We start from the raw sequence: 16,882 nt of genomic DNA, 5'->3' as shown, positions 1-16,882 counted from the left end.
GAAAGATGAAAAAGTTCAGTTTGGTTGCTGTGATGTGCCTGCTTGCTTCCGTAATGGGGTGCAATCAGTCCAGTCCGACAACCGGCCAGGCGTCTGATACAGCCGACAGTTCCGCGACCGATGACCATGGCCACGACCATCCGCACGACGGAGAGAAGGACCACAGTGTTGAAGGCCACGGGCATGGAGTCGGCCCGCACGATGGAACGATCGCCGATTGGGGCGGAGGAAAGTTCCATGTCGAGTTCACCGTCAACCACGACAAGCAACAAGCAACTGTTTATGTGTTAGGCAGCGACGAGAAGACCGCGACACCGATCGACGCAGAGTCCATCGAGTTGGCCATCACCGATCCCGAAATGCAAGTTGTCCTGTCAGCTGATCCGCAAGAAGGCGATCCTGAGGGAAAGTCATCTCGTTTTGTTGGCATGCACGAAAGTCTTGGCGTTGTGCAAGAGTATGCGGGGACAATGACGGGAGTTGTCGATGGAACACCCTATTCGGGCGACTTTAGCGAAGAAGCTCACGATGACCACGAGCACTGAGTCGACGCGATGTATTCATTGATTTCTAAAACGCTGATCTCGGCGATCGGCATTGTTGCAGTCTCCGAGATCGGTGGGCTTTCGCCTCGATTGGGCGCCTTCTTGCGGAACGTGCCTGAGATGATTCTTGCACAACAGAGAGGATCCACTGTGGCACCCGTTCAACCTTGGGTGACTTGCGATCCAAGTGACTGAACGAGGTTGAGCATTACGAAGGTTTCCAATGGCGATTGATCTCGGAGGAAATAGAGTCTGCACTTTGGTCGACGCAGTTGAGTTCGACGACAAGTAGCTTCGACCAGTGGTAGCGTCCGCCCGGTCGCGAGTGGCGATTCCATTCTCTTAGCAGCTTGGATGTCGCTCGCTTATGGATCAAAAGACGGTTTCCTGACCTGCGAACGTGCGAGACATCACACCACCTGAATGACCTGCGAAGCCACGCGTGGTAGCCTTGAACGCCTTCCTCAGTGATCACAATTGCCGTGGGATCGAGAGCCAGCCTGATTGTATTGAGCAGCGCTTCTACCAGACACATGCCGAGCAAGGCGAGAAAAATGTAACTCATGACACTTCTCTCCCATGGTCCTGGAATGGTAGCTCCCTTTCCAAGTGGAAAGTTAAACCACACAGCATCGGTTTGAATGGCAATCAACGGGATTCCGAATAGCAGCAACAAGGGCGTGTGTGTCCGAAACAGCACCCAGCCGCTCGATACAACCGAGGCGACGAATGGACGTTCTTTGGCATGACAATCGAAAGGATCGGTAGCAGAAAGATCGAATTCTTCTTGAGACATGGCGAGTGGTTTCTTTGAGCGATCGTTTCTAGATCTCGGATTGAATGCGTTGCAGCCGATCGCGGATTTGGGTCTTGGTCCGGTTGATCTGTTGCTGGCTTGAATGGGGAAAGAACGGTAAGTCATCGAGGGAAACCCCCATCCTTGCCAAAGTCAAACGCCACGCTTGCACATCATTGAAACCAGACGTGATCGGTGACGGACGCTGCAAAACCAGAGTGCTGATCCTCGTGGCATCCTGCTTTGCGGCCGGCCCGAGTGACGCGTAAGCGTCTCGAATCCCTTCAACCATCGCTCGTCGTTGGCTCCAGTTGTCTTTGGTCGAAACGTGATCGAGTGCGTCGCGCAGAATGGGCATTGCACGCTCAGCATCGAGGTCAGCAAGCCTTGAAAGAAAATGCCCAGCCTGTTCGTAGAGTTCGGGTCTTGTCCAAATGGCGAGGTGAGCTGGATCGGGTTTGGCGAACGTGCCCGGTGGCATCAAAGATAAGGCTTTCGCTAACTGCGATCGTTCTGTTTCGGTCGCATCATCGAACCCAATCCGTCGTGCGTAGGCGGTGCTGAGTTCGATCGGCGTTTCGCCCTTAGAAAAAACGTTCTCGATCGGGCCGGCAATATCTTTCACTCGCTGGTCATCGACAACGCGGGCGATCAATTGATGGTCGTCGGGGCCTGCGTCGAAGAAAAAGAGCGAAAGCCAGCGTCTCGCTAATTCCAGCCTGGCCGGACTCGCGTCGGGATCGTCGATCGCGCGTTGGACTTCCCGGCGCAATCGTTCGCGGGTGTCATCAAGCTCTGCGAGAAGCGGCACCTCGATGGCTTGCAAAAACGTCGGCTCCAAATCAATCCGTTGGTCCGACGACTTCCAATCACTTCCGCCAATACCAAAGGATGCACCCGAGATTGTTCCGACAGCCATCTGAAGATCAAAGCCGAGGTAGAAGACGTTGCCAGGAACAAAGTGTCGAACTTCACTCCTGCGAAATTGAACGTCATTGCCGGTGCGAGAAATCTCGACTCGTTCGACTCGTGGAATTTCTTTATTGTGGGTCGAAACCAAACGCACGACCCAATCCGCTTCTTCGGCGGGTGTAGGCTCAACCTGAACAATTCGTTCCACACCGGAAAGACGGAGAGCCCAATCGGCTTCGAGTGATATCTCAACCTGCCGCAACTCGTTGCCTTTCACTCGTCGCATGAGTCCCGGATGTTTGCGAATCAATTGTCCAGGATTCGACGGGAATACGCCTGGTTCTGCATCCTCACCCGTCCGGACCAAAGCGAACGCCGCAACCGAAGGATCGCGTTTTCGGCCGGCTGGGCCGGTGCTTTCGACGGTGACACTTTCGACGCCCGGTAAATCTAGAAGCATTGTGCATAAGTAGTCACATTCGGGAGACCGGTAGAGTTCGCCGTTCTCGACGTACACATTTCCGCTCAAGGTGACTGGTTGGCTAGGCAGGACGTCGGGTGAGACTTCCGCGCGGAAGGCCGATATCGCTGACGAGCGAATGGGTTGCATGACCAACCAGCCCAGTCCGAGCGCAAGTAAGGGCGCGATCGGGAACGCGGCCCAACCGATCTTGGTTGGTAGTATTCGCTGAATACCGAGCGTCGTCGCAAGATAGACAAACACGGTGGGAGCCGCGAGAAGCACCAAGCCCGGAACGATGAGTGCAACGAAGCCAAGCACGACCAGCATCGGGCAACAGAGCGCCATCGCGGCGGTGACGCCTGTGAGGGTTAAAACAATGTTGCCAAATTTACGCATGATGGATTCGATACCGCGACGATCGGCGCACACCTTTCGCGGTAACGACCGCAGGTCGATGAAGTCTAGGTCACGATTTGAACCCGCTAAAACCCATTGTTAACGGAGACTTCATCGAGCGTCAGTTGCCCAGGCTTGGGCCAGGCTTCTTTGGTTCCTTTGCCGATCGTAACCATTGGTCCCATGACGTGGTCGTCGGGGAGGTTGATCAGCTTGGCGACGGCTTCGATGTCGAATCCGATCATGGGGCATGACTGGTAGCCTTGGGGTCGTTGGTTGGCTGCTGTTTTTCCAGAACAACCAACGTTCCGATCTGTGAAATTAGCAGGCAAGCGATTTGGTAGAGCGGCTTCAAGTCTGGCATATTCTTTTCATCTTTTGCTCCAGGGCGGGTAAGCAGTTCAATTCATTCCGGCGGCGGCAAAAACGTCGCGACAACACTGGTTGTCCACTCACCGTGGTTGTGTATGTACCGACCACGCATCCACACGAGTGCGGTACGGTCATCGTGCCACTTTGGGACAATTGGCCGAAGATTGTCCATCGTGGAGTTTGCTGTGATTGGATTCCACCGCCAAGTTTGGCCGCCATCATTCGATCGGCCGCAGAAGATTTCGTGGTGCCGCTTTTGGTCGGCCTGACTGATCAGCGGCGATCCATTCGTCGGATCTGCGTTGGTAGAAATGTAAACGGTAGTTGGATCCGAGGGGTCGATGGCTGCCAAGCCGGTGTAGTCATCTTCAAATGGATAGAGTCGTGATCCAGCGTAAGCGATTTCTCGCTGCTGCCATGCGTGACCGTCCCATCGGGCGTAGTGGTAGCGGAGGTCATCGCCTCCTTGCTTGGGCGGCAAGCCGCGGCCATCCTTTTGAACGGAGAACAAGATCACTGGTCTTTTCTCGTCATCCAGCTCGATGTCGGTCATCCAGGCTACGTTGTCGGGATCACCCTGAAAGACGCGTGTAAAGTCCCATGTCCGGACGCTGGTCTCTACGTCGGTACTTAACTTGCCAACCACTGAACCGTCCGACTTGCAAAGTTGACCTTCACGCAGGAAACCATGGTAAAGGCTGTTGTCATAATTCCGAGGGTGATCCTCTGTCGCGACGAAGTGGATGGTATCGCCGTCCTGGGTGTACTTTAGATAGGGGCTATAACCATCGCGTCCCTTCATAACGCGGCCGCCGTGGGTCCAACTTTTACCGCCGTCGTCAGAAAACATGTAGTTGGGGTCGTGACCGACTCCACGGTAGAAGTTGAAGATTCGCCCAGACGGGAATCGAAATAGGTTGGAGTAGGTGACGCTGTCGCCTCCCAGGTGTTCGGCGTGACCGGGGGAATCGAAAATCAGCGGTTTACTCCAGACAAGCGGATTCCCCGGTGCGGAAAAGCGATAGTAGATACTCAGCTCAGCCCCGTGCTTAGTGTAGACGCATAGGTATCTCCCGTCCGGCAAGGCGAGGAACGCAGGGTTATCATGGTCATCTTGTTCAAAATGCTTGTGGAGGATCACCGAACGTGTCTCGCCGCTCGCAAGATCGTGGACCGCGACTTCCACATTGCCCCAGTTTGGGTCGCCTTTTCCTGAGTTGTAGTCTTTCACTGCGCGGACCGAACCAACGATTAATTTGTCTCGGTCAACAACAGCTCGCTCGTCCATAAACCACGACCAGGCCCCGTTGTCATTCAATGTGATAAGATCACCGGCAACAAAGTCGGCAGTGTCACTTCCGCGTTTTGGCTGCCGCACTTCCTGGCCGGACAGCATGTCGATCTGCGCGACGAGCAGGCAGGCGATCATGAGTTGTACGTTGGTATTTGGCATTTTACGGGGCTCCTTCGTAGACTTGAGTTTCGAGTGCATTTGCGCACCAATTTCTAATCCTTCTCGCGATCTTGAAAATATTAACTGTTGCTAGCGATGATTTGCACTGCAACTAGGAAAACAGTGTTGGTCGCATTGTTCTATTGTTATAGCCATTCCTGATTGACCGAGGATTGCCCGGATGCAATTGCAGGATGCGCGATTTTGTCGCGGCTCATCGGATAGTCACCGTTGAGGCACTTGCCGGAGGAAGTGAAAGCATAACCTTGCTCGCAGACGAACTCAGACAAGAACTCAGACAAGAAGTCGGGCGACATTTGACCTCCTCCAGATGGCCAAAAGAATTGTGAGCATCCATTCGCTCGGCCCCGAGGAGTTGCTCCTTCCCCAATAGATATTCAACGTGTGTGTCTTCCTCCGCCGGATACATGACGTGGGCGGCCCCGGGCGAATCGCTAGGCCAGCGATTCGCAAGTTTAGTACGGTGCTTGGTGCCTCAACTCTTGAGCCGTCAGCTGCACGAGGAACAAACGACCCGATCGCGTTTTCCGCTCGAAAGTTTTCGCTAATGCTCAATTCTCGTGTTGCCCCGGTCGAAGTATCTGTTGCAACATGGTTAATGTATGTTGCAACACACATGTCTTCGCGAGGCGTTGAGAGACATTCGGAAACCAAGAGGGCTTCTTCACCATGGATCGGCGGAATTTCTGGAAAATGACTGCAGGTACTGCCTTGTCAATTAGCAGTTTGAATCAGCTTGACGCATTCGCCCAGGAGCTACCGCGTTCCGAGCGAATGCCAGCTTTGTTCGTTGGGCACGGCAGCCCGATGAATGCACTGGAGGACAATCGCTTCGTGCAAGGATTCCGTTCGATCGTGAAAACGATCCCAAAGCCGAAGGCAATCTTGTGCATTTCAGCGCACTGGTACACGCGTGGGACCAAGGTCACCGCGATGAGCCAGCCAAAAACAATCCACGATTTTGGCGGTTTTCCGCAGGCGTTACATGAATTCCAATACCCGGCTCCCGGGAGTCCAGAACTTGCCAAGGCAACAGCAAGCCTGGTTCCCAAAACTCCTGTGGCCCTCGACCAGTCTTGGGGGCTCGATCATGGAGCATGGGCGGTGCTGACGCATCTCTATCCAAACGCGGATATCCCAGTGGTACAGATGAGTCTTGATCGCACCCAAACGCCCGAGTTTCACTTCGAATTGGGTAAGCAGCTGGAGGTGCTGCGACAGCGTGGAATTTTAATCGTTGGCAGCGGGAACATTGTGCACAACCTGAGGCTGGTCGATTTTCAAAACATGGAGCGTCCTAACCATGGATTTGACTGGGCGGTCGAGGCTCAGAACTTTGTCAATCAACAGCTTGCCAATGGTGATTACGAGAAGCTGATCGACTATTCCAGACGCGGGAGGGCGATCAGCTTGGCCGTCCCAACCCCGGATCATTATTTACCTTTGCTGTACGTGCTTGGCTTGCAGCACCAGCCAGATCAACTGCAGTTGTTTAACAACGAGTTGGTCGCGGGCAGTATCAGTATGACTTCCGTTCGGCTGGGTTAGCCGGACAACAGCCCAGAACAATACGAGGCAGTCCTTGCCTACGTCACATCCGACATTGCCCAGAACCGCCCGTCGAGGACCAGGTAAAGCCAAAAAGCGATGGATAGGCAAGCAACGGGTTGCTTGCAGAGTGCGACCTAAAAATGGTGACGATCAAATGAAGAAGACCTCCCAAACGACCGGAATTGCCTCGGAAATTGGAATGCGTGATCCAGATCAGCTCCTTCCCGAGCGGGAAGTCATGCTGAATCTGGCCAAAACGTTTTCTGCTCTGAGTCAGCCGTTCGACGAGATGTTCAAAGAGCACGGTATCACTCCGGTGCAATACAACGCGCTGAGAATTCTGCGTGGGCACGGGAAGCCGGTTTCGGTGTATCAAATCGGCGAGAATATGGTGACGCGACAATCGGATCTACCTCGACTGGTTGATCGAATCGTTGCACTCGGGTTCGCCGAAAAAAAACGTTGCGAGGAAGATCGCCGAGTCATGTGGGTCACTCTGACGCGCAAGGGGAAGGCCCTATTGAAGCGGTTAGATGAACCTCTGGACGAGCTTCACCGCGAGCAGCTGAAGCATCTCAGTCGAGAACAAGTGAAACAACTCAGTGATCTACTGTGGTTGGCACGCAATCCCGAACCATCCTCTGAGTGATGATTCAAGCTTCAGAAGCACCGAATGCTCTATGAACTTAAGAATGTGAATTGACTTCCGTCAATTCCAAGAGCCCCCTAGAAAGTGAAATTGATGAAAGCGAAACGAATTGGTTATTGGGTGACGTTGGCTTTATTCTGCCTCGCGATGGCCGGCGGTGGCGTCGCGGATTTGATGCACAGTCCAGACATCATGGAGTCGATGACAAGGCTCGGGTTCCCCGACTACGTGGCAACCATTCTGGGCTTTTGGAAAATTGCGGGCGTCGTTGCCCTCTTGCTTCCAGGGTTTGGGCTGCTGAAAGAGTGGGCCTATGCTGGTTTCTTCTTCGACTTGACCGGCGCCTCGGCGGCGCACCTGTTTGTCAAGGATGCGATGCCCGAGCCGATCATTCCGCTGGTGATCCTCACTCTTGGCATGGCGTCGTGGTACTTGCGGCCCGCATTGCGCTGTGTTGTTCCCGCACCGGTCAATGAAGAACCGACACCCATTGCTGCGTAGCCCTCAGCCCCAACGATCCAGCGCAAAGACCGTGAACGCTGACGCCTGGATGGTCAAAGAACTCCAAGTCGCCACCGGTGGGCTCTATTGTGGCATGACGAAGAGCACCATGAGAACAATGTTTCAAGTCACTTTGGGAACAATGCTGGCGACAGTCGTTGGTTTGCTAACCATGCTGTCGGTCGGACTGCTTTCATGGCCACTCGCTAGAGGTCTGAGCGGAATTGCGATCGGATTGATCGCATCGACCGTATTTGCATTGCTGCTGCGCAAGAAGCTTGTGCAGCCGATTTCGATCGCCGCCAGCGGCATTGGAGCGCTCGTCGCGTGCTTCTCTGCTATTGCGACCGCGGAGATTCTTCCGCCAGGAAGCTTGCAGTGGATGTTCCAAGGCGGGCTCTACGGTGCTGCCTTCGGTGTACCGGTTGCCGCGATACTGTCGCCGTTGGCATTTATCAGGAGTCGGGACATCAAAACTGATTCAGTGCGGGAATGAAACGTTCGGCTGTTCCGACTGGAGCACATTGGCCAGATTTTCGCGGTCTCTACGCAAGTCCTGCGATTCGCTTCGCAATCTCTGAGCGTGCAGTCGGGTTCGAGAGCGTCTCCAATCTTGGGCTCCCGACTTTCCAAATTTGATTTACTGGCAAACGATACTCCCCAGCAGCTAGTGGCCACCGCCGACGATTGACCACTTTTTTCCGATAGCACTCTGGGACTTTATAACCTTGAGGTTAAATAGTACAGAGACACGAGAGGTGACCGCACACTGCCCAAGCTAGCTCTTGATAGATCTTGTGAGGGGTTTGGTTTTCGTGCCCGTGAAGACTTTCTTCCTTCGGGCCAAGTTTACGCTCTGGTCACAAAACTCAGCTTTCTGCCCGTAAATCGCGGTGCCGATCGTTCGCGCCGGTCAAATCGCAAGTTGACTTTTGTCTCATGCGTGCAACAATATTTGTGCGGGTGAAGTCTGGCGACTCTCTGCCCGATCTGCGAATTTGCCGCCCTAATTAACCCGGCCCTACTGTCATGCCACTTTCTGAAATACTCACCCGCATCCAAGAACGAAGGCGAGAGCTCGATATCTCTGTCTCCGATCTTGCGCGCCGAAGTGGCGTTTCGAGGGCAACAGTGATCCGGATTCTTGGTGGCGAGGACCACGAATTTTCGTTCGCAAACCTGCAAGCGATTCTCCTAGCTCTCGGAGTCTCGTTCGACCTGACAGAGATCCCGGCTGAGAAATTCCGAGATCAAATCGCGACTGAAAAAGCGAAGCGATTGATCGCGCTGACCCAAGGTAACGTCGCGTTGGAGGCTCAGGCTGTCTCGCGTTCCTCAGCCCGGACCCACCTCGAAGAAACAAAAGCTCGGATTGCATCCTCCAGCCGAAAACTGTGGGCGTCATGAATGCGGGCAGTGGCAAGGATGCAAAGCTCGGTTTTGGTTCGAGCGGAAAAGATGACGATACGCCTTTTGATGGGGCAGGTCTCAAACTCAAGACAGTGAAAACACGTCGCGAACTCAACGAGGCCGAGTTCGCGTCGATTCTGCGAGTGACCGAAAAGTACTTGCTCTCGAAACCATCTCGAAAGATCGCACCGTTCAATTTTGAGTGGCTGCTAGGACTACATCGTGAGATGCTTGGTTCGATTTGGAGTTGGGCTGGCGAGATCCGATCCACCGAGAAGAACATCGGTGTGAGTCCCAACATCATCGCAGCGGAACTGGGCGTCATCGCGATGGAAGCCGATAAGCGACACAATGAAGTCGGTGCGTTGGTCTTTGCAACAGCAGCCGAATTCCATCACCGTGCCGTTTGGGTGCATCCCTTTGAAGACGGCAATGGTCGATGGGCGAGACTCTTGGCAAACGTGTGGCTGATGCAACATGAACAACCAGTCACGCTTTGGCCCGCCACTCATCTTCGCGACACCGAGAGCCCGATTCGCGATGAATACATTGCCGCAATCAAGGAGGCTGACTCACGAAACTATGGACCGCTGATTGACTTGCACCAGAGGTTCAGCGAGTAACCACGCAGATTCCTTGAGGCCCGAGACAAATGAGCGATAGCAAAGATGCGAACGGGTCTCGCGGTAGAGACCTTCGGTACACAGTTGAATTGGACCTGCATCTTTTCTTTACGCCACTGATGCAGGACTGGGGAGACGGGATCGTAATGACTCGCACGCTCCAGCTTCCATTTCCGCCCGACGGCAAGATTGCGATCGCAGGACGCTCGATAGAAGGCGACGGCCAACCGCTTGGATATCGAATAAGAAATATCACCTGGGATGTCGATCGGGACCGATTCATCGCGACGACTGTCGCTGACTGTGGCGGAGGGCCACTTGCCTACATTGGCGATGACATCGACAGGCATCTGACCGAAGGTTGGTCAATCGGAAGCTGGCAAACGCACTACGACAAGAGTTGGAAAAGTCCGATTGGCAATCGGTTCGATAGAGCAAAGTTCGATATTGAAGTGATGGACGAGGGCGATCTCTATAAACTTGAGACGATGCCGGCATCAAAACGCCCTGGCGCGTTCAACGAGTTGATGAGCGCTTTGGTCAGGCTCTTGTTCAATCTCAACAACAACGAAGCTTTGGCATACGTCATGTACAAAACCAAGACATACTTTCAGGACGAAAAAGAACAATCACCAAAGTTCAGAGACGCCATGCAAGGCTATGAGGAAATGACTTCCGACGAACGCGACAGGGTCCGTCGAAATGTGATGCGACGCACCTCTCGTTTCTGCTAAAGACGTCGTTCGGATGCCCAAGGCCCCCATCATCGCAGAAAGCAAATCAAGAAAGTCTCTACGACCGTCGGCTAATGTCTCCGTGCCGGTCTGCAGTTTTCGTTCGGCACAGCAAAAGAGGAGATCGGAGACGCGAATCAAATAACCCAGCCAAAATGACAGTTCGATAAGGGGCCACCCACGGAAACTGAACTCCGAACAGGTTCCCAGCCTTCTCCCGACGCGAGTCTCCTCGATTCTGCCCGCTCGGAGGAGCGGCTGGCCCACCGAATCCCGCCTGAGGTACAGCCGGTTCGAGCGTTTTGTATTCGGCATCGGAAAGATTGACCCGAAGCTTCCAAACATCGTCGCTAAGCTGTCCCATCAAACTGGGAGACGGCTCTTGTCCGTTGGCCTGAGATGCAACACTTAACACAATCCAGCACACCACGGCAGCAAATCGAACAGCGGCATGACGGATGTCGTCACCAGAAAGAATCACTTCTGCTTTTCCTGTATTCTGAACGCGAACTTGCCGCTCCAAATCACCGCGGCATAACTACGTTCGCGTCACCAAAGCGAATCCTTCGCGAGAGTTGCAGCTTTCTTCCGAAAGGAGCGAAGGATTTTCAGGCTACCCGCGAACGCATTAGCAACAGCGTCGCCCCCGGAGCCTCAATAGCATGCCTAAACCCACGCCACTGCCCGTGATCATCTCCATGATCACACTTTCCATCTTCGCCCCGGTTGATTGCCTCGCACAGGACATTCCGCTTGTTTATCACGTTGAGCACACGGGTTCGGAATTCCCGAAGCCCGTGTTGCCCGAATTCGATCAGTTGCCACCGGTTCGGCCCCTTCCTGATCCGTTTGCCTGGTCGGACGGAAGCGGACGTTCCACGGAATTTAAAAACTGGGCTCGTCGCCGCTCAGAAATCAAAGCAGAAATCGAACGGTACGGCGTCGGAGAAAAACCCGGGCGTCCGAAAGACATTGCGGCCACCTTCAAAGACGGCAATCTCACCGTAAAGGCGACCGAAAATGGCGAGACCCTGACGCTCACTGCGCGAGTGCGTCTTCCAAAAGGCGACGGCCCGTTCCCCGCCGTGATTGGAATCGGCTTTGGTGGCGGCACGGGAAGTTTGCCTGCCGATATCTTCACCAGTCGCAACGTTGCGACGATCTCGTTCAACTTCGCTCAGGTGATGGCTCACCAGCAGAAGCGCGGCAACGAACCGATCAATCGGCTTTACCCCGATCTCACACACATCGGCGCCTACGCAGCTTGGCCATGGGGAATCAGCCGTATCATCGACGGCCTCGAGTTGGTCGAAAAAGATCTGCCGATCGACCGCAAACGACTGGCCGTGACGGGCTGTTCGTTCGCTGGAAAGATGGCACTGTTTGCCGGAGCATTCGACGAACGCATCGCTTTGACGATCGCCCAGGAATCCGGCGGTGGCGGCGCGGCGGCGTGGCGAGTTTCCGAAACACTTGGCAATGTGGAAACGCTCGGCAAAACCAGTCGAGCGTGGTTTCGGGAAGACATGTTTCAATTCTCAGCCGCCGTCGACAAACTGCCGTACGACCATCACGAATTGATGGCGATGGTGGCTCCGCGAGCCTTGTTGGTACTCGGTAATCCAGATTACGAATGGCTCGCCGATGAATCCGGATACGTTTCATGCCGCGCCGCTCATGAAGTTTGGAAGACGTTCGGCATCGGCGATCGGTTTGGTTTCTCGATCGTCGCTGGACATCCGCACTGTCAGCTTCCTGCCAGCCAGCGACCGGAAGTCGAAGCGTTCGTCGATAGATTCCTGCTGGGCAAGTCCGACGCCAAGACAGACGTCACCAAGCATCCGTTCGATTTGGTCGAGCACGAGTTCTGGTACGACGGTTGGACGAAAGGAAAGTCGACGTTCCCAACCTTGGATGGCGAGAACATCGAGACCTTCACGTTCGAAGCCGAAGCGATGGAGCCCGGTTCGGACTGGCAGATCAAATCCGCTGAGGACGCTTCTGCCGGAAAGTACATCACGATCAAGCCCAGCCTCGAAAGCCCTCAAGCCGTACCCGCTGGCGACAGTGGAGCAGTGACGATTCCGTTCACAACCACCAAAGACGCGAAGTACTACATCCACGCTCGGGTGAACTGTCCATCGGCGGACGACGATTCGTTTTGGGTTCAGGTCGACGACGGTGATTTCGTTGCGGCCAACGGCCTGGGAACCAAAGGCTGGCAATGGGTCAAGCTCCACGCGTTCAAGCCAACCGTCGGCAAGCACACGCTGACCATCAAGTACCGCGAAAACGGAGCCTTGCTCGATCGCATCGGAATCACAACCTACCCGTTCGGCGCAGACGCCCTCGACGCTGCCAAAGCAGAGCCAAGCCTCAAAGATGCGGTCGGCAAGCGGTTCAAGATCGGTGTCGGTGTCGGACATCGCGTTGTCCAGAACGCGGAAGACGCAGCACTGATTCGCAGGCACTTTCAAATTGTGACTCCCGAAAACTGCATGAAGCCGCAGGGCATTCATCCGCAGGAAAATGAATGGAAGTTTGAGCCGAGTGATGCGTTCGCCGACTTCGCCCGAAAACACAACCTGGAAATGGTTGGCCATTGCCTTGTTTGGGCCAAGGATGACCGGACGGACCAATGGATGATGAACGAGGGTGAAAAGCCCGTCTCGCGAGAGAAGCTGTTGCAGCGAATTCAAAATCACGTCAAGACCGTCGTCAGCCGTTACGCCGACGTGGCCACTCACTGGGATGTCGTCAACGAAGCCATCGGCGACAGCAACGATGGCTTGCTGCGTGATTCGGTGTACTCGCGAACGACCGGAATGGACTTCATCGTCACTGCGTTCAAGACCGCCCGTGCACACGATCCCGACGCTCTGCTGATTTACAACGACTACAACGGACACAAACCCGGCAAACGTGAGAAGCTGATTGAACTGCTGACGAAATTGAAAGCCGCCGGAGCCCCTGTCGACGCTTACGGCATGCAGGGGCATTTTGAACTGGGCGACAACTCATTGTCAGAACTCCGCACGACCTTCGATGAGCTTCGCAAGCTCGACATCCAGGTCGTGGTTTCCGAACTCGACATCGACGTGGTCAAGCGAGGCCGCTGGTGGGCGGACGGAAACAAGTATCGCGACGAACTAAAAACGTTCGATCCTTACAAGGACGGCATGCCGCCAGAAATCGAACAGCAGATGGTCCAGCAGTACGTCGAACTGTTCAAGCTGTTTCACGAGTACCGCGACATCATCGCGCGAGTCTCTTTTTGGAACCTTCACGATGGCCAAAGTTGGCTGAATTACTTCCCATGGGAGCGGGTCAATCACCCGCTACTGTTTGATCGCCAGCGAAATCCCAAACCGGCGTTCGATGCCGTTTACGAGTTACTAAACAACTGAGCAGCCCAACACTAACGGCTACTGCCCTCTTGTTCTTCCCCAATCACTTTTGTATCGAAAGTAGTCGAAATCTACATGACCTGCCGCCGAAGCCTGACTCAGGTGGTAGGTAAACAGGCCGAATTTGATTCCCTCGAACCAGTCGCGCCCGACCGAATAGTTGTCCCCAAGCCGCTGGAATTTTGAACCATCGGTGCTGAAATAGAAGCAAGGATTGGACGGAGCGTTGATGGCGAGCTTCAGATAAATCGTATCTCCCTGAAGTTCGGGCCCATTGAAATACTTGCCTTTGATGTTGGCTCGAATCTTCAGCTTCCCATTCTCTTTCACCAATCCAATCCAGCCGTAGTTTTTTCCGAACAGCGTTGCACCAGCCCGCTGGCCCTCAGTCATCTGACTTGCATCCATCTTGATGGTTGCCGAACATTCCTTTCCCATCGCTAGTTGGACGAGCGTGTTGTAGGCGAAGTGAATGCTGTCTTCGACAAACGGGATTTGCAGATTGCGAACTCCGGCGATCCCGGGCTTGGAGGAAATCGGTTTGGCTTTGAGCCGGAGCCAACCGGGCCGCTCTTTCAATGACCAGAACGAGTCGTCCGGATTGTGATTCCAGAGCCATTGCAGACCAAGCGAATCACTTGCAAATTCATCCGAGCTTTGTGGAAGCAAAACGGGGAACGCTTTTCCAACATCGGGCTTTGGAGAACGCGACACGGGTTCACCGATGCCGTTCCCGTCGTGATCCTTTCCCATCCACGGCCACCCATTTTCATCCCAACCCGCCGGTTGCAAATGTCCGATGCGTCCCCAGGCCATATGTTGTTGAAAGTGATAAAACCAGGACTCTCCGCTATCCAGATCGATCCATGATCCCTGATGCGGACCATTGATGTTGGTCGAACCCTGTTCAAGCGTTTTTCGTTTCTCGTAAGGTCCCCAAATATTGCGAGAACGGAGCACGACCTGATAGCCTTTGTCGATGCCACCTTCTGGCGAAAAGATGTAGTACTCACCGTTCCGTTTGTGGAACTTGGGACCTTCGAGCACTGGGCCTCTTGCAACGATCTTTCCTTTACCGGCAACCTTCGTCCCATCCCAGCTCATCTTGTGAACGATCAGCGGTCCTGCTCCCAGGCGACTTCGGATCAAATAGGCCTGTCTTCCATCCGGGCCATCACCTCCCGCGTCCTTCACATCATCCCACAAGGGACACGGGTCTTCCCAGTTTTTCTCGTTACGTATGAGTTGCCAGGGACTCCACGGGCCGGCCGGATTCGTTGCTGTTGAAAGCAGCAGGCCTTCCTGAGGCGTGCAGACGTAAACAAAGAATTTGCCCTCATAAAATCGAATGGCGGGTGCCCATGTTCCATGTTGGTAGGCCTGTCCGGGCGTGTTGTATCGTTCATTGATTTTCAACTTGCGGCTGATCCGAGCGATCAGCGTCCAGTTGACCATGTCCCTGGAATGCAGCACCGGCATGCCCATGAAATGGTGCGATGCGGAAATCATGTAGAAGTCCTGGCCGACTCGAATGACATCCAGGTTGTTGTAGTCGGCCAACAAGAACGGGTTCTTAAATGTGCCATTTCCGAGGTCGCCCCAAGCAGCCTTCTGCGGGGTAGCCGACTCTTCTCGTTGCGTTTCTTGCGAAAGAGTTTGAGCCTTACTCAAATTGCAGAAGACCAGAGCGATCAGCGCAAGTGAAACGGGGTGTTTAAAATGTTTCATTGATGTGGAACAGGGAAAAATGCGTCGTTCAAATTGGAACAGGGCGAATCGTCAGAGAGTCTTCTCCATCAATACGTTGGTCGTACATTACGAATAGGTTTTTTAATGACCGTTGGCCAGCGACGATTCTCTAGATCAGCAATGCGGTTTATATGCTGCAATGAATCCAATCGGTAGCCCGCAGCAACCAAGTGATCATGCAAAGAACGTTTTTTATCGAACGTCGACGGATCAAGAACGACATCCACGTCGATGGAACCAATATGGCTTTGCTTCGGGAAATGAATTTCTGGAACCCAGCCGCCAACCACGACAAGCTCACCGCATTCGTTCAACAACGCTGTGGCTTCTAACATCACACGATAAGCTGCTTCCTCTTGTTTCATGTAAATGCCTTTGCATCGCCTTCGGCTTGGTCGAACAAGGATCGAAAATACTTGTCGTAGATGGAATTCGCAGCTTCCTCACCACGTCCGCCCATCGCCATCAAGTCGAGATAGGTTTGCAGTGGTGATGTCGTTTGCAAAGGCTTCGCTATGCGCTTCCCATGGAGTGAGTCTATGAGCACTAACCAAACTTCAGCTAGTAATGTTTATCAGTTTATCGTGCTTCCAAAGACCGGAACACAGGTTTGCCGAAGCTTCTCATTGCCTCCCGCAATGCAGGGGCAATATGCTCAACTTAGCCAGTCCGTAGAGAAACTAGCCAAGGCACAGTCAGAACATGAAATCGTCGGCTTGGTTGAAGAACATGCCGCATGCGACCGCAGTATCACGCACACGCGATGGGTTGCCGTTGATGTGCAAGATTACATTTTTTTCGTCTCACACAGGTTGGAAACGAAACCCAACTCGACTTGATTGTCGACACCATGAGCGGTGCCGGGGCAATGGCGCTTAACAAAGTTCCAATCTCACTGCAGACGGGCGTGCCCAAACTCGGAAAGGCATTCGGCACGAACTATCATTTGGCGGATGTGTTTGTCGAAGAGCACTTGAAGGCTCGAAACGAGATCGGAAGCCTGATCGTCGATTTCGGTAACAGCGGCACCGCGTTCGTCTTCTCTCGCGAAGGAGCCGGTCCGCGAGAAGCGCGTTTGATCGAAACGAACAATCCGTTTGACCCAATTTATCAGTCTCGGCCCGAGGGCGAGAGCAATATCTTGAAGTCAAACATGATTGTGTTGCGGGCCGGGAACGGAGAAACCGAGAATCCTTGGATTGTGCTAGGAACACCTGCCGAGGAATTGATCCAACAGGCGACTTCCCCGGGCTCCGGCACATAAACGCGAATCTCGTCTTCCTCGTCATGCTCGGGAAGC

The 16,882-nt window shown here is 53.9% G+C and carries 18 protein-coding genes; 10 read left to right on the top strand and 8 right to left on the bottom strand.

The features are described from left to right. Positions 1 to 5 precede the first annotated feature (5 nt). Positions 6 to 545: a hypothetical protein gene (locus tag RE6C_RS13670; protein WP_039961992.1), complete on the top strand. Its 540-nt coding sequence runs from the start codon at positions 6 to 8 to the stop codon at positions 543 to 545. Between the two features lie 208 nt (positions 546 to 753). Here RE6C_RS13670 and RE6C_RS13660 read toward each other — a convergent pair whose 3' ends face one another. The 5 genes from RE6C_RS13660 to RE6C_RS32205 all read right to left on the bottom strand — a co-directional run bounded on the left by RE6C_RS13660 (position 754) and on the right by RE6C_RS32205 (position 5,254). Then, the gene (locus RE6C_RS13660) at positions 754 to 1,341 is read right to left on the bottom strand and encodes a hypothetical protein (protein WP_039961990.1); all 588 of its coding nucleotides are present in this window, start codon (positions 1,339 to 1,341) and stop codon (positions 754 to 756) included. Positions 1,342 to 1,369: 28 nt separating this feature from the next. Next, a complete protein-coding gene (locus RE6C_RS13655) occupies positions 1,370 to 3,112 on the bottom strand; it encodes a hypothetical protein (protein WP_144054759.1) in 1,743 nt (580 codons plus the stop codon). A gap of 86 nt (positions 3,113 to 3,198) precedes the next feature. Then, the gene (locus RE6C_RS30385; protein WP_008657391.1) at positions 3,199 to 3,357 is read right to left on the bottom strand and encodes a nitroreductase family protein; all 159 of its coding nucleotides are present in this window, start codon (positions 3,355 to 3,357) and stop codon (positions 3,199 to 3,201) included. Positions 3,358 to 3,518: 161 nt separating this feature from the next. Next, entirely contained in the window at positions 3,519 to 4,937 is a 1,419-nt protein-coding gene (locus RE6C_RS13645; RefSeq protein WP_160167207.1) for a BNR-4 repeat-containing protein, read from the bottom strand. 146 nt (positions 4,938 to 5,083) lie between these two features. Then, on the bottom strand, positions 5,084 to 5,254 hold the full coding sequence (locus tag RE6C_RS32205) for a hypothetical protein (protein ID WP_008657386.1): 171 nt from the start codon (positions 5,252 to 5,254) through the stop codon (positions 5,084 to 5,086). Positions 5,255 to 5,627: 373 nt separating this feature from the next. On the opposite strand from RE6C_RS32205, the gene ygiD reads away from it, so the two are divergent. From ygiD to RE6C_RS30380, 8 genes are all read left to right on the top strand, one after another. Next, positions 5,628 to 6,506: a 4,5-DOPA-extradiol-dioxygenase gene (gene ygiD, locus RE6C_RS13640; RefSeq protein WP_144054758.1), complete on the top strand. Its 879-nt coding sequence runs from the start codon at positions 5,628 to 5,630 to the stop codon at positions 6,504 to 6,506. A 157-nt stretch (positions 6,507 to 6,663) separates the two neighbouring features. Beyond that, positions 6,664 to 7,158, top strand: a complete 495-nt coding sequence (locus tag RE6C_RS13635; RefSeq protein WP_039961989.1) for a MarR family winged helix-turn-helix transcriptional regulator — start codon at positions 6,664 to 6,666, stop codon at positions 7,156 to 7,158. A 93-nt stretch (positions 7,159 to 7,251) separates the two neighbouring features. After that, positions 7,252 to 7,659, top strand: a complete 408-nt coding sequence (locus RE6C_RS13630; RefSeq protein WP_052034965.1) for a DoxX family protein — start codon at positions 7,252 to 7,254, stop codon at positions 7,657 to 7,659. Positions 7,660 to 7,690: 31 nt separating this feature from the next. Next, on the top strand, positions 7,691 to 8,155 hold the full coding sequence (locus RE6C_RS13625; protein ID WP_008657381.1) for a hypothetical protein: 465 nt from the start codon (positions 7,691 to 7,693) through the stop codon (positions 8,153 to 8,155). Between the two features lie 533 nt (positions 8,156 to 8,688). Further along, positions 8,689 to 9,066: a helix-turn-helix domain-containing protein gene (locus RE6C_RS13620; protein WP_039961987.1), complete on the top strand. Its 378-nt coding sequence runs from the start codon at positions 8,689 to 8,691 to the stop codon at positions 9,064 to 9,066. Further along, positions 9,063 to 9,692: a Fic family protein gene (locus tag RE6C_RS13615; protein WP_008657377.1), complete on the top strand. Its 630-nt coding sequence runs from the start codon at positions 9,063 to 9,065 to the stop codon at positions 9,690 to 9,692. Before RE6C_RS13620 ends, RE6C_RS13615 begins: the two co-directional genes overlap by 4 nt. A 29-nt stretch (positions 9,693 to 9,721) precedes the next feature. Beyond that, entirely contained in the window at positions 9,722 to 10,426 is a 705-nt protein-coding gene (locus RE6C_RS13610; protein ID WP_008657375.1) for a hypothetical protein, read from the top strand. Positions 10,427 to 11,088: 662 nt separating this feature from the next. Beyond that, positions 11,089 to 13,833, top strand: coding sequence for an endo-1,4-beta-xylanase (locus RE6C_RS30380; RefSeq protein WP_008657373.1), 2,745 nt, complete (start codon positions 11,089 to 11,091; stop codon positions 13,831 to 13,833). A gap of 18 nt (positions 13,834 to 13,851) precedes the next feature. Here the strand turns inward: RE6C_RS30380 and RE6C_RS13595 are convergent, their stop codons facing one another. The 3 genes from RE6C_RS13595 to RE6C_RS31655 form a co-directional block, all read right to left on the bottom strand. Further along, positions 13,852 to 15,561, bottom strand: a complete 1,710-nt coding sequence (locus tag RE6C_RS13595; RefSeq protein ID WP_008657371.1) for a glycoside hydrolase family 43 protein — start codon at positions 15,559 to 15,561, stop codon at positions 13,852 to 13,854. Positions 15,562 to 15,629: 68 nt separating this feature from the next. Beyond that, complete coding sequence (locus tag RE6C_RS13590; protein ID WP_039961984.1) at positions 15,630 to 15,947, bottom strand: hypothetical protein; 318 nt, start codon at positions 15,945 to 15,947, stop codon at positions 15,630 to 15,632. Beyond that, positions 15,944 to 16,087 carry a type IV toxin-antitoxin system AbiEi family antitoxin gene (locus RE6C_RS31655; protein ID WP_008657367.1) on the bottom strand — a complete coding sequence of 48 codons (144 nt, stop codon included), beginning with the start codon at positions 16,085 to 16,087 and terminating at the stop codon, positions 15,944 to 15,946. The genes RE6C_RS13590 and RE6C_RS31655 overlap by 4 nt, the downstream gene beginning before the upstream one ends. 363 nt (positions 16,088 to 16,450) lie before the next feature. Between RE6C_RS31655 and RE6C_RS13580 the strand changes: the two genes are divergently transcribed. Next, complete coding sequence (locus RE6C_RS13580; protein WP_144054756.1) at positions 16,451 to 16,846, top strand: hypothetical protein; 396 nt, start codon at positions 16,451 to 16,453, stop codon at positions 16,844 to 16,846. Positions 16,847 to 16,882 lie beyond the last annotated feature (36 nt).

Source organism: Rhodopirellula europaea 6C, from assembly GCF_000338295.1.
GTDB lineage: Bacteria > Planctomycetota > Planctomycetia > Pirellulales > Pirellulaceae > Rhodopirellula > Rhodopirellula europaea.
This window is presented reverse-complemented; position numbering and strand designations above follow the sequence as displayed.